Source organism: Desulfofundulus australicus DSM 11792 (genome assembly GCF_900129285.1).
GTDB classification, from domain to species: domain Bacteria; phylum Bacillota; class Desulfotomaculia; order Desulfotomaculales; family Desulfovirgulaceae; genus Desulfofundulus; species Desulfofundulus australicus.
Window position 1 is genome coordinate 21,499 of the sequence record NZ_FQUW01000013.1, and the last position, 12,602, is coordinate 34,100.

Consider the following 12,602-nt stretch of genomic DNA (forward strand, 5'->3'; position numbering starts at 1 on the left):
AAAAATAAACAGGGATGTGCCCTGTTTTACCCGTCGCTCCCAGGAGCCTGTCAACAATACGGGGTGCCCGCTTTTCCAGCGGGTACTTTTTTTGTGCCGTTTTGCGGGCAGCGGGCACCCTTGATCTTTTCGTTGCCAGTGCCGCAGGTATTCATTTATAATCTACTTGAGGTAGAAATTATGCAGAAAATGGTAAAAGAGAAGGTATGGCACTTAAAAGAAGGGAACCCGGTTCTGCAGCACATCATTTCCCGGGAACTGGGGATTTCACCTCTACTGGCCCGCCTGCTGGTCAACCGGGGAGTGCTGACGGCTGAGGATGCCCGGTTTTTTCTTCAGGGCAATATCAACCAGATGGGAAATCCTTACCTTTTGCCGGACATGCACCGGGCAGTGGAATTAATTCTTACGGCTATAGAGAAACGGAAGAATATTCTGGTTTACGGGGATTACGATGCTGACGGTGTTACAGCTACCGCCCTTATGGTTCAGGTATTAAGGCGGCTGGGTGCCCGGGTGGATTATTACATACCCCATCGCCTGGTTGAAGGTTATGGTTTGCATGAAGAGGCTGTGCACTGGGCACGGCAGTCCGGGGTGGACCTCCTCATTACCGTTGATTGCGGGATCAGCGCTAAAAAAGAAGTGGAGGCGGCTCTTGGGGCCGGCGGGCCGGAAATTATCATTACCGATCACCATCAGGTTCCGGAAGAAATACCCCCGGCAGCGGCGGTAATTAACCCGCTGCGGAAGGAATCGCTTTATCCGTTCAGAGATCTGGCCGGGGTTGGCGTAGCCCTTAAGCTGGCCCAGGCCCTTTTGGAGGCAGCGGGGGAGGGAGAAAACGCCTGGCATGATTACCTGGACCTGGCCTGTGTAGGTACGGTAGCGGATATTGTTCCTCTCCTGGGGGAGAACCGCCTTCTGGTAAAGTACGGGTTGCCAAAGCTGGCCGCTACCAGTAATCCGGGGTTTCAGGCCCTGATGCAGGCCAGCGGGGTGAAGGCGGAAAAAATAGGGGTGCGAGAGGTTGGTTTTGCCCTGGCCCCGCGCCTCAATGCTGCCGGTCGTATGGGTAATTCCCGGATGGCCGTTGAACTGCTGCTCAGCCGTGATCCCGCAGAGGCAGAAAAGCTGGCCGCACAGCTTGATCGGGAGAACAGGGAACGTCAGCAGGTGGAGTCCCGGGTTCTGGCGGAAGCCCTGGGGATGCTGGATGCCCTGGGGCGCGACCGGGATCCGGTGGTGGTGCTGGCGTCTTCCGGGTGGCACCCGGGGGTCATAGGTATTGTGGCCTCCAGGCTGGTAGATATGCTGTACCGGCCGGTGCTGCTGGTGTCCCTGGATGAAGGTCTGGGAAAAGGTTCGGGCCGCAGCATTCCCGGTTTTCACCTGTACCGGGCGCTATCCCACTGCCGTGAACACCTGCTCTCCTTCGGGGGACATGAAGGAGCAGCCGGTTTTACCCTGCCTGCCGACCGGGTGGATGGCCTGCGCCAGGCCCTCAATGATTATGCCGCCGTTGCCCTCTCACCGGACCTGTTGCAGCCCAGGCTGGAAATAGATGCCCTGGTTTCCCTGGAAGACATGACCTGTGAGCTGGTAACTGAACTGGACGGCCTTGGTCCTCACGGCCACGGTAACCCCGAGCCGTTGCTGGCCTGCTCTGGAGCGGCGGTGATAAATTGCCGGGAAGTCGGGCGGGACGGGCGTCACTTAAAACTGCTGCTGCAGGAGAAAGGGGTGGTCCGGGACGGTATTGGATTTGATCTCGCGGGCCACCTGGAAAATCTTTCGCCCGGGGAAGCAGTAGAACTGGCCTTTGTGCCCTCCCTGGATCGCTGGAACGGCGATGTGCGAGTGCAGCTGGAGATTAAGGATTTGCGCCGCAATGGCAGGTGGGAGGGGGTACAAAAACCTGGCCTTGCTCTGGATAAGGTTGAGAATAACTCAATTAATCAATTAACCGGTAGTTTACAAACAATTTATAAAGAACCTTCCTTCTTCTGGCCGGAATTTATCCAGCGGATACTGGCGGTAAGTGAGCAGGAAGGACCTGCTTGCCCAGGACAAATTCCCGGGATCCCGGGCTTTCAGCAGCCTTTTCTCCAGGTGGCCTGTCACGCGGAGGAGCCGGCGCGCAGCCTGCAGCTCCCTTTAGAGCTACCTTTTCAGGTAAAAGATTTGCGGGAGCAACCCTCCCGGCCGTCCCGGCTGGCCAGGCTGGCCGATGTACGGCAGCGTCTGCTGGTGGTTGTATCTTCAGCTCACCGGGCTGTGGAACTGGCAATGTTTTTGCGCCGGGCTTGCTACCGTTCCGGAAGGCGGGTGGCTTTCTGCCATCCCTGGCTAAGCAGCCAGCAGCGGGAAAAGCTGTGCCAGCTTTTTGCCGGGGGAGAGATCAATGTTTTGTTGACCACACCGGTTCTGGCCCTGGACCTGGCCGGTAGTGGTGCCGAAAACCTGGTAATTTATAACCTGCCCTACCACCGTGAAGAATGGGAAATCCTGCTGGCTGTTGCCCTGGTGGAAAAAATCCGGTCTCTCTGGTTGCTTTTCGGCAAAGAAGACATGCGGGAGGCCTGTTTTTACCTGGCGGCCCTGGCGCCGGATAGGGATCCCCTGGCCAGGCTGTATTCTATTTTGTCCCAAACCAGCAGTGGGAGCAACGCCCTTGCGCGTGGCCGGCGGGAGGTGGATTCAGAGGATAACTTTTCCCGCTGGCTGGCCGGTCTTTTGCGCCGCAATGGCTGCCCCTGGGCTCAGGATTTTACGGTAGCCCTGGGTTTAAAGGTTTTCTTTGAGCTGGGACTGGTAAAGTGGCGGTCTGAAAAGAGCGGGTGGCCGGTTATTATGTGCCCTGCAGGGGGGCGAAAACTGTCTTTAAGTGCATCCCCCACGTACTGCCGGTTGCACCGGCTTAAAAAAGAGGCCCTGAGCTGGCAGGAGTATGTTTTAAAAGCCCCATTACGGGATATTATTACCGGTTGTCAACCTCAAAGGGTAATTGCCAGGTTTTGATCCGGGTTTTTGACGTTTTACAGTCATGTAATCATGCCGGGTAGATCCACACGGGCTCTTTAATGCAGTATAATTATATTAAGGAACAGTTTTTGCTTGTACTTCAAGGGAAGTGACCTCTATGCTTCAGGGCCTGGTACACAGGGTAATTTTATATCATCCGGAGGCAGACGTATCTTTGTTGAGCAGGGCTTACCGCTTCGCGGAAGAGGCCCACCGCAACCAGAAGCGCTTTTCGGGGGAACCTTTTATTACCCACCCCGTAGCGGTGGCCAATATCCTGGCCAACCTGCAGATGGATCTGCAAACCCTGGTGGCCGGGTTGCTACATGATGTGGTGGAAGATACCGGTGTCACCCTGGAGGAAATCAAAGCTACCTTTGGAGATGAGGTAGCCCTGCTGGTAGACGGGGTAACCAAATTAAACCGCCTGGAGTACCGGTCCAAGGAGGAGCATCAGGCGGAAAGCCTGCGCAAAATGTTTTTAGCCATGGCCCAGGATATCAGGGTAATCCTGATTAAACTGGCCGACAGACTGCATAACCTGCGCACACTTAAGTATCACAACGAAACAAAACAAAAGGAAATAGCCAGGGAAACCCTGGAGATTTACGCACCCCTGGCCCACCGCCTGGGTATATATCACCTGAAATGGGAACTGGAAGACCTGTCTTTTCGTTACCTGGAGCCGGAGAAATACTACGAGCTGGCCGAGCGGGTATCCCGGACCAGGCGGAAGAGGGAGGAATATATCCAGGCGGCCATTCAGATTTTACGGCGCAAGCTGGCAGAAGCAGGTATTTTTGCCGATATCCAGGGGCGCCCCAAACACCTGTACAGCATTTATAACAAAATGACCAAGCAAAATAAGGACCTCAGTGAGATCTACGATGTACTGGCCGTGCGGGTGGTTGTGGATTCGATCCGCGACTGTTATGCCGTCCTGGGTACGGTGCATACCCTGTGGAAACCCATACCCGGGCGTTTTAAAGATTACATTGCCATGCCCAAGTCAAATATGTACCAGTCCCTTCATACCACTGTTATCGGCCCGCAGGGTGAACCCCTGGAAATCCAGATCCGTACGTGGGAGATGCACCGTACGGCAGAGTACGGTATTGCCGCCCACTGGCGGTACAAAGAAGGCGGCAAAACGGACCGGGATCTGGATCAGAAACTGGCCTGGCTGCGGCAAATACTGGAGTGGCAGCGTGAGTTACGGGATGCCAGGGAGTTTATGGAAAGCCTGAAAATTGACCTCTTCTCCGACTCGGTGTTTGTTTTCACTCCCAAGGGAGATGTTCTGGAACTCCCTGCAGGATCAGTGCCCATAGATTTTGCTTACCGGGTACACACCGAGGTGGGGCACCGCTGTGTAGGTGCCAGGGTTAACGGGCGCCTGGTGCCCCTTGACTACCAGCTGAAGAATGGCGATATAGTAGAGATTATCACGTCCAAAAACGCGGTGGGGCCCAGCCGGGACTGGCTGAACCTGGTAAAGACTTCCCAGGCCAAAAACCGCATACGCCAGTGGTTCAAAAGAGAACAGCGGGAGGAAAACATCAGCAGGGGGCGGGAGGCCCTGGAGCGGGAGGCCCGCAAGCATGGCGTGGATGTGGAACTGTTAAAAGGGGAGAAGATTCTCCAGTTTGGCCGGCGTTTCAACCTGACCACGGTGGAGGATGTTTATGCCGCCATAGGCGACGGGACCATTACCGCCCAGGCAGTAATCAACCGTATCAGGGAAGAAGCCAGGGCGCCTAAAGCTCCATCTGAAGACGCCCAGCCCGGAAGGGTAAAAACTCCCTCCCAGAATGCTGAATCCGCTCCCGGAATCAAGGTTAAAGGGATGAGCAACCTTCTCATCCGCCTGGCTCACTGCTGTAACCCCATACCCGGGGATCCCATTATTGGCTATATTACCCGGGGCAGAGGGGTATCCATCCACCGGGTGGACTGCCGCAACGTGGCTTTATTCCAGCGGGGGGAAAGCAACCGCCTGGTGGAAGTATCGTGGGATGGTAATTTCCAGTCACCCTTCCTGGTTAAACTGGAAGTATCCGGAATGGACCGCGCAGGGCTATTAAGTGATGTTATGGCCATTTTAAGCGAACTGAAGATCAGCGCCAACTGGGTTAATGCCCGGGGGCTGAAAAACCGGCAGGCGGTTATTGAGCTGCTTCTGGAATTGAGGAGCAAGGAGCAACTTGACTTAATCATCAGCCGCATTAACAGGGTCAGGGACATTTACGAAGTCAGGCGTACAAGTTAATAACTTTGCCGCTATTCGAAATGCCTTCCGGCTTTAAAGCACCCTTTAACCCCCGGTTAAAGGGGGAAAAAGGGTTCTTTTTTCTTGCGCATGGAATTATTTAATTGAGGAGGTTTTTTATGCATGTTCTGGTTACCGGCGGGGCCGGTTATATCGGCAGTCATACAGTCAAGGAACTGCTCCGGGCGGGTTATAAAGTAACGGTGCTGGACAACCTTTTCCGGGGACACCGGAGTGCTATGCAGCATCTCCGCGGGGCGGATTTCATCCAGGGGGACATTGTCGACCGGGAACTGGTGGCGGAACTGCTGAAAAATCGCGGCATTCGGGCTGTTATGCACTTTGCTGCTTTGAGCCTGGTGGGCGAATCGGTAGCCAACCCGTCCCCCTACTATCAGAACAACGTAATCAAGGGTCTTGCTTTGCTGGAGGCGGTGCGGGAAGCGGGAGTACCTTATTTCATTTTCTCCTCCACTGCGGCCGTGTACGGCGAGCCGGAACAGGTGCCCATTGAAGAGAACCATGCCCTGCGGCCCACCAATCCCTACGGGGCCACCAAGCTGGCATTTGAAGAAGCGCTGCGCTGGTACGATAAAGCTTATGGCATAAAATATATCTGCCTCCGCTATTTTAATGCGGCCGGGGCTGATCCCGATGGCGAACTGGGAGAAGATCACCGGCCCGAGACCCACCTCATTCCCCTGGTGCTGAAGGCAGCCCTGGGGATATATCCCGGGGTGACCGTTTTCGGGACCGATTATCCCACGCCTGACGGGACCTGCGTGCGGGACTATATTCATGTTACTGACCTGGCGGCAGCCCATGTGCTGGCCCTGCAGGCCCTGGAAGGCGGCCTCCCTTCCGCCGTGTATAATTTGGGAAATGAGCGGGGTTACTCGGTTCGGGAAGTAATAGAGGTTGCTCGCCGGGTAACCGGCCGCAATATCCCGGTAAAAGAGGGTGACCGGCGTCCGGGTGATCCGGCCGTGCTGGTGGCTTCTTCGCGGCGGATAAGAAAAGAGCTGGGGTGGCGCCCGTGTTACGGGGACCTGGAAACCATCATTGGTACAGCCTGGGAATGGTACCGGTTGCACCCGGAAGGTTATGAAAATTAAAGGTCCTGGCTTATTGAATCCCCAGTCTGCCTGATGTAAACTGTATCCAGGATATTGCCGCAAGCATGAATTTATCAAAGGTGGGGAATGGTGAAAGAGGGAAGTAAACATGCGGGCAGTGGTACAACGGGTAACCAGGGGGGCAGTTACGGTAAATGGAGAACGGGTGGCGGCTATTGGGCCCGGGCTGGTGGTGCTGCTGGGGGTCGGGCGGGATGATGGGGTGGATGATGCCCGTTACCTGGCGCAAAAGGTGGCCCGGCTGCGCATTTTTGAAGACAGCCAGGGCAAAATGAACCGCTCGGTCCTGGAGGCAGGGGGAGAAATGCTTGTCGTGTCCCAGTTTACCCTTTACGGTGACTGCCGGCAGGGGAGGCGGCCCGGCTTTGACCGGGCAGCCAGGCCGGAGCAGGCCCGGGAGCTGTACGAATTTTTTGTCAGCCTGCTGAGGAACGAAGGTCTGGTAGTGTTCACCGGTGTTTTTGGTGCCAGCATGCAGGTGGAAATTATTAACGACGGGCCGGTGACCCTGCTCCTGGATAGCAAAAAGGAGTTTTAAAGTAAAATGTATTCTTAAAAAGATTAAGGAGGTATGTCCTTTGATTCTGGAGGGTTTTCCCGTCGGGTCAATGGAAGCCAACTGCTACATTATCGGCTGTCCGGAAACAAAGGAGGCTGCCGTGGTGGATCCCGGGGCCGAGGGGGGGCGTATTTTACGCCGTCTGGAACAACTGGAGCTGAAATGCCGCTACATAATTTTAACCCACGGCCATATTGACCATATTGGTGCTCTGGGACAGGTCAGGGAAGCTACAGGCGCCCAGGTGCTCATCCACCGGGATGATGCTCACATGCTCACCAGCTCCGGCAGCAACCTCTCCCTTTACATGGGCCTTTCCGTTACCTACCCTCCTGCGGACCGTCTTCTGGAGGATGGGGATACGATCAGTATAGGCAAGCTGACCCTGCGGGTTATTCATACTCCGGGCCACACTCCCGGCGGTATTTGCCTGGAGGCCGGAGATAGCTTGATTACCGGAGATACCCTTTTTGCGGGGTCGGTGGGCCGTTCCGATTTTCCCGGGGGCAATCACCAGCAACTGATTCAGTCGATTAAAGAAAAGCTTCTGGTCTACCCGCCGGAAACCAGGGTACTGCCCGGTCACGGTCCATCTTCCACCATTGGTGACGAAGCCAGATATAACCCTTTCCTGAACGATAGATGGTAATGTTAGCGGCCGGAATTCCGGCCTTTTTTCTTATCCTCAGGTAAAAAGGGAATGGGTTTGATGCTGGATATCCATATAACCGGGTTTTTCCTCCTGTGATAATACAGGGAGGGTGATAAACATGGTGGTGCCCCTGCCGGGTGTGCTTTTTACCGTAATTTCACCCTTATGATTATGTATTATCTGCCTGGCAATGAACAGTCCCAGGCCTGTACCGGATGCTTTGGTGGTATAAAAGGGTTCGAAGATGTTTTCAAGAACAGGTTCCTCTATACCGGTTCCCGTGTCGGAAATGGCAATATAAAGTTTCCGGTTATCACAACAAGCTCTGATGGTTACCTCGCCACCGTCGGGCATGGCTTCCAGCGAGTTTTTGATAATATTGATCAGTACCTCTTTAATTTGTTCGGGGTCTATCAAAAGTGGAGGCAGGTTTTCAGGGATAACCATTTTTAGAGAAATATTTTTAAGGGCAGCTTCACTTTCCATAAGCATGGAAACTTCCGTGAGCAGTTTTTGGGGAGCATAGATTTTCCGGCAGGAGTTGTTACCGGGCCGGGCCAGGTGCAGGTAATTGGTTATAATGTTATTGGCGTGGTCTATGGCTTCCAGCATAAGATCAAAGTATTCCTGCCTGCTGGGAACATTTTGCTTCTCTTTTAAAAGCTGAAGAAATCCTCTTACGGTGGTCAGCGAGTTTTTTATCTCGTGTACCACCTGTGCCGCCAGCTGACCCATAATGGCCAGCTTTTCAATTCCCGTTTGGACACTATCCAAAATTTCTTACCCTCCTTTCTTCCTCATCTGTTAATCTTTTCTCTTTCTGGTTTATTCAATCCTGCCAATGTCGTGAAAATGAGAACTATGTCGCATAAGTAACAATTTTGTATTTTGTGGCAAGCAGGAAGATTCGCAACAAACAAAGAAGATCCCTCTTGGGGAGTATGTACATGGAAAGGGGGAGGTTGTTATGCTGGTTATTCCTGCCCTGCCGGGAGAACACAACCTGAAGGATTATATCCGGGCCAGGGAAGAGTTTAGTTTTCAGAGTGTTGAAAAGGAGTTCAGCTGGTCCACTACCGGGAGAGTAAATATCGTTTATGAGGCTGTGGACCGCCATGTGGAAGATGGATATGGCCAGCAAGTGGCCCTTTACTTCGAAGCGGGTGCGAGACGGGAGGAATATACTTTTAGCCGGTTACAGCATGAATCTTCCCGTTTTGCTGCGGTCCTGAAAAAGTACGGCCTGCAGAAGGGCGACCGGTTGGGAATATTTATGCCCCGCAGCCCGGAACTCTATATCAGCTTTCTGGGGGCTGCCCGGCTGGGTGTAGTGGTGGTTCCCCTTTTTGAAGCTTTCATGGCCGAAGCCCTTAAGGATCGCCTGGGAGATTGCCAGGCGGTGGCTGTGGTAACCACGCCCGAGCTTTTCCCACGCCTGCCCCTGGCACAGTTGCCGGCTTTGAAGCATGTTTTTGTGGTGGGAGAAGATATACCGGCCGGTACGGTGGACTGGCATGCGGAGATGTCGCGGGTTGAAGGAACTCCCTCCATGGAATGGGTGGGCCGGGAACACCCTTTGTTTATCCTTTATGCTTCCGGAGCCGATGGACGGGCGCGGGGATTGGTCCATGTGCACAACATTATGGTCGGTCTATTAATTACCGCCCGCTGGGTACACGACCTGCGTCCGGACGATATTTACTGGTGTACTGCGGACCCGGGTTGGATTACCGGCATTGCTTACGGTTTTCTGGCTCCCTGGCTGCTCCGGGTTCCGGTGGTGGTAAGGGGAGGCCGGTTTAATGCCGAGGACTGGTGTGCCACCCTGGCCAGGTACAGGGTGTCGGTCTGGTACAGCGCTCCCACGGCCTTCCGCATGATCATGTCTGCCGGTGACGAACTTTTGTCCAGGTATGATTTAAGCCGCCTGCGCCATATCCTGAGCGTGGGCGAGCCCCTCACGCAAGAGGTTATGGAATGGAGCCTGGAAAAGCTGGGGCTTCCCATCTATGATACCTGGTGGATGAGCGAGACGGGGATGAATATGATCTGCAATTACCGCTGCATGCCGGTTAAGGTTGGCTCCATTGGCCTTCCATTTCCGGGAATAGAGGCGGCCGTAGTGGATGATGAGGGCCGGGAGCTGCCCCCGGGCAGGATCGGCAACCTGGCCATTCGTGCCGGCTGGCCGGCCCAGTTCCGGGCGGTATGGAATGACCCGGCGCGTTATGAAGAATATTTCCGCCACCGGCCCTGGTTTATTTCGGGGGATGCCGCTTACCGGGACGAGGAGGGTTACTTTTACTTCCAGGGGCGCCTGGATGGTGTCATAAATACCTCCGGTGAACGGGTGGGTCCCGCGGAGGTGGAAAGAAAACTGGAGGAGCACCCGGCGGTAGCCCGGGCCGGGGTGGCCGGAAAACCCGATAAATTGCGGGGAGAAATTGTTAAAGCCTACATTGTTCTCAATCCCGGTTATACCTGGTCGGATGAGCTGGCCGGGGAATTAAGGGAATTTGTCAGGACTGGCCTGGCGGCCCATGCCGCTCCCCGGGAATTTGAAGTCAGGGAAGCCATTCCCCTGACCAGGGACGGCCGGGTGGACCGCCGTGTATTAAGAGAGTGGGTTCTGGGTTTAAACAGGGGGTAGACAGGAATCCGGGGTATTGCCGGAGAATAAGCACTTCCAAAATATTTTTCGGGGGTGCGGTTTTTGGCTCAGAAAATGATTGCCGTATACGGCGCCAGGGAAGGTAGCGGCAAGACTGTGGTGGCCCGGGAACTGGCCGGCGCTTTCAGCCTGCGGGGGAAAAAAACTCTGCTGGTGGATATGGTGCTGGGGGAAGGGCGGCTCAGCCGCGCACTGGGTTTGTCGCCCGAGCCCAACCTGGGGCAGTGGCTCCAGCAAATAAATAAGCGGTTAAAAGAGGGCCAGCCCTATTTCAGACTGCGATTTTCCCCGGAGGAGGTAGCCTCTTATGTTCAGCACCACTATACCGGGCTGGACGTTCTGGCCACCAGCCCCGTGGATTTCCCCGGACAGGCAGCGGCAATGGTGGAAGTGGTGGTCACCCATTTGAGGAAACTGCCCCATGAGGTAATTATCTTCGACACCCGCTCCGGTGTCCGGGAATATATTCTGCGTATCCTATCCATGGCGGACGTGGTTCTTCTGGTGGAAGACGGGTACCACTATCATCTTCAGCATGTAGCCGGGGTTCTGGAACGCCTGCGGGAAAATGGGGTGAAAACGGAACATTTTCAGTTGCTGTACAACCGCATGCCTTCCGTGGTGGATGAACCCCCCGGGGAAGCAGCACTTGATTTGGGGCTACCCCTGGCGGGGGTTCTGCCCGAGCATCCGGAATTGCGGCAAATGCGGGGTGAAGCGGGGTTTTTATCCCGCGATCTGGTGGATCAATTTACCCGGGCTATGGACGAACTGGTGGACCGCCTTGAAAAAAGTTGACAAAACTTTTCCTTTTGCATACAATGAAGGTCAGGAGTTACGGGAAGATGCACTCCCGTCCGGGCAAGGGCGGGAGTTTATTCTGTTTTTGGATTTAAGGTAAGCTTGATGGGAGGGAAAGCCCATGTTAACCACCCGGCCCCGGGGAACCAGTGATATACTACCCGGCGAGGTTGAAAAGTGGCAGTACCTGGAGCAGGTGATCCACCGTCTTTGCCGGGAGTACGGGTATTCTGAGATCCGGACGCCGATTTTTGAACATACGGAGCTTTTTGAACGGGGTGTGGGTGAAACTACCGACATTGTTCAAAAGGAAATGTACACTTTCCTGGATCGTGGCGGGCGCAGCATCACTTTGAGACCGGAAGGTACCGCCGCGGTAGTTCGGGCCTACCTGGAAAACAAGCTGTATGCCGGTCCCCAGCCGGTGAAACTTTATTATACCGGTCCCATGTTTCGTTATGACCGGCCCCAGGCGGGGCGTTACCGGCAATTTAACCAGTTTGGGGTAGAAGTCCTGGGCTCCCATGATCCAGCGCTGGATGCGGAAGTAATAGCCATGGCCATGGACTTTTACGGCCGGCTGGGTTTAAAAAACCTGAACCTGCTCATTAACAGTGTGGGTTGCCCCCGTTGCCGGCCGGTATTACGGGAGAAACTGCAGGACTTTTTCCGGGCCCGGGTGGACAGGCTGTGTTCCCACTGCCGGGGTCGGCTGGAACGCAATCCCCTGCGCATTCTGGATTGTAAGGAGGAGCGGTGTCGTGAGGCGGGGAAGGATGCTCCCACTTCCCTGGATTACCTCTGCCCCGATTGCGAGGCCCATTTTCAGGCCGTGTTAAAGCAGCTGGAAAAGCTGGGGGTTGCCTTCACGGTGGACCGCAGCCTGGTGCGCGGGCTGGACTATTATACGAATACAGCTTTCGAGATAACGGTCCAGGGTATTGGAGCTCAGAACTCCATTGGCGGGGGAGGGCGTTATAACGGCCTGGTCAAGGAGTGCGGCGGCCCCGATATTCCGGGAATTGGCTTTGCCCTCGGCCTGGAGCGCGTTCTTCTCACCATGGAACAGCAGGGTATTGTAATCCCCCGGCCCCCAAAACTGGATGTATTCCTGGCTACAGCCGACGAAGCGGCCCGGGACCGGGCCCTGGTTCTGGTTCAGAGGTTACGGCAGGAGGGGCTGGCGGTGGATATGGATTACCTGGGGCGCAGCTTAAAGTCCCAGATGAAATATGCCGGCAAGCTCGGGGTTGGCCTGGTGGTCATTCTGGGCAGCGACGAGCTTGAACGCGGGGTGGTTACCCTGCGGGATATGTCTGCGGGCAGTCAGAGGGAGATCCCCCTGGACCGCCTGGCGGGGGAAGTCAGGCAGCATGGTCTAAAGCACGTTTCTGGTGAAGGTAAGTACGGGAGTTGAAAGGGTTTGAATCTGCGCCGGGAAGCCGGATTCAGGTAGAAGAAGGATGAATCCGTGGGTGCTACGGGCTGGA

At 55.1% G+C, this 12,602-nt stretch carries 9 protein-coding genes; 8 read left to right on the top strand and 1 reads right to left on the bottom strand.

Annotated features, from left to right (window positions below; translation table 11 throughout):
* Positions 1 to 180: 180 nt before the first annotated feature.
* From recJ to BUB44_RS06240, 5 genes are all read left to right on the top strand, one after another.
* The gene (gene recJ, locus BUB44_RS06220; RefSeq protein WP_131821601.1) at positions 181 to 3,021 is read left to right on the top strand and encodes a single-stranded-DNA-specific exonuclease RecJ; all 2,841 of its coding nucleotides are present in this window, start codon (positions 181 to 183) and stop codon (positions 3,019 to 3,021) included.
* Between the two features lie 121 nt (positions 3,022 to 3,142).
* Positions 3,143 to 5,293 carry a RelA/SpoT family protein gene (locus BUB44_RS06225; protein ID WP_073164269.1) on the top strand — a complete coding sequence of 717 codons (2,151 nt, stop codon included), beginning with the start codon at positions 3,143 to 3,145 and terminating at the stop codon, positions 5,291 to 5,293.
* Positions 5,294 to 5,412: 119 nt separating this feature from the next.
* The gene (gene galE / locus BUB44_RS06230) at positions 5,413 to 6,408 is read left to right on the top strand and encodes a UDP-glucose 4-epimerase GalE (RefSeq protein WP_073164271.1); all 996 of its coding nucleotides are present in this window, start codon (positions 5,413 to 5,415) and stop codon (positions 6,406 to 6,408) included.
* A 109-nt stretch (positions 6,409 to 6,517) separates the two neighbouring features.
* A complete protein-coding gene (gene dtd, locus BUB44_RS06235) occupies positions 6,518 to 6,967 on the top strand; it encodes a D-aminoacyl-tRNA deacylase (protein WP_073164274.1) in 450 nt (149 codons plus the stop codon).
* Between the two features lie 40 nt (positions 6,968 to 7,007).
* Complete coding sequence (locus BUB44_RS06240) at positions 7,008 to 7,637, top strand: MBL fold metallo-hydrolase (RefSeq protein ID WP_073164277.1); 630 nt, start codon at positions 7,008 to 7,010, stop codon at positions 7,635 to 7,637.
* A 36-nt stretch (positions 7,638 to 7,673) separates the two neighbouring features.
* Here the strand turns inward: BUB44_RS06240 and BUB44_RS06245 are convergent, their stop codons facing one another.
* Positions 7,674 to 8,414, bottom strand: a complete 741-nt coding sequence (locus tag BUB44_RS06245) for a two-component system sensor histidine kinase NtrB (protein WP_073164280.1) — start codon at positions 8,412 to 8,414, stop codon at positions 7,674 to 7,676.
* A gap of 193 nt (positions 8,415 to 8,607) precedes the next feature.
* Here BUB44_RS06245 and acsA point away from each other — a divergent pair, with 193 nt between their 5' ends.
* The 3 genes from acsA (at position 8,608) to hisS (ending at position 12,529) form a co-directional block, all read left to right on the top strand.
* The gene (gene acsA / locus BUB44_RS06250; protein WP_027357454.1) at positions 8,608 to 10,290 is read left to right on the top strand and encodes an acetate--CoA ligase; all 1,683 of its coding nucleotides are present in this window, start codon (positions 8,608 to 8,610) and stop codon (positions 10,288 to 10,290) included.
* A gap of 63 nt (positions 10,291 to 10,353) precedes the next feature.
* Entirely contained in the window at positions 10,354 to 11,109 is a 756-nt protein-coding gene (locus BUB44_RS06255; RefSeq protein ID WP_073164283.1) for a CpaE/TadZ family protein, read from the top strand.
* A gap of 124 nt (positions 11,110 to 11,233) precedes the next feature.
* Positions 11,234 to 12,529: a histidine--tRNA ligase gene (gene hisS / locus BUB44_RS06260; protein ID WP_051618249.1), complete on the top strand. Its 1,296-nt coding sequence runs from the start codon at positions 11,234 to 11,236 to the stop codon at positions 12,527 to 12,529.
* The last annotated feature ends 73 nt before the right edge of the window (positions 12,530 to 12,602 follow it).

Bases quoted from the DNA above. Each gene is read 5' to 3' on its own strand.
- galE (WP_073164271.1), top strand. From the start codon at position 5,413: ATGCATGTTCTGGTTACCGGCGGGGCCGGTTATATCGGCAGTCATACA.
- dtd (WP_073164274.1), top strand. From the start codon at position 6,518: ATGCGGGCAGTGGTACAACGGGTAACCAGGGGGGCAGTTACGGTAAAT.
- BUB44_RS06225 (WP_073164269.1), top strand. From the start codon at position 3,143: ATGCTTCAGGGCCTGGTACACAGGGTAATTTTATATCATCCGGAGGCA.
- hisS (WP_051618249.1), top strand. From the start codon at position 11,234: ATGTTAACCACCCGGCCCCGGGGAACCAGTGATATACTACCCGGCGAG.
- recJ (WP_131821601.1), top strand. From the start codon at position 181: ATGCAGAAAATGGTAAAAGAGAAGGTATGGCACTTAAAAGAAGGGAAC.
- acsA (WP_027357454.1), top strand. From the start codon at position 8,608: ATGCTGGTTATTCCTGCCCTGCCGGGAGAACACAACCTGAAGGATTAT.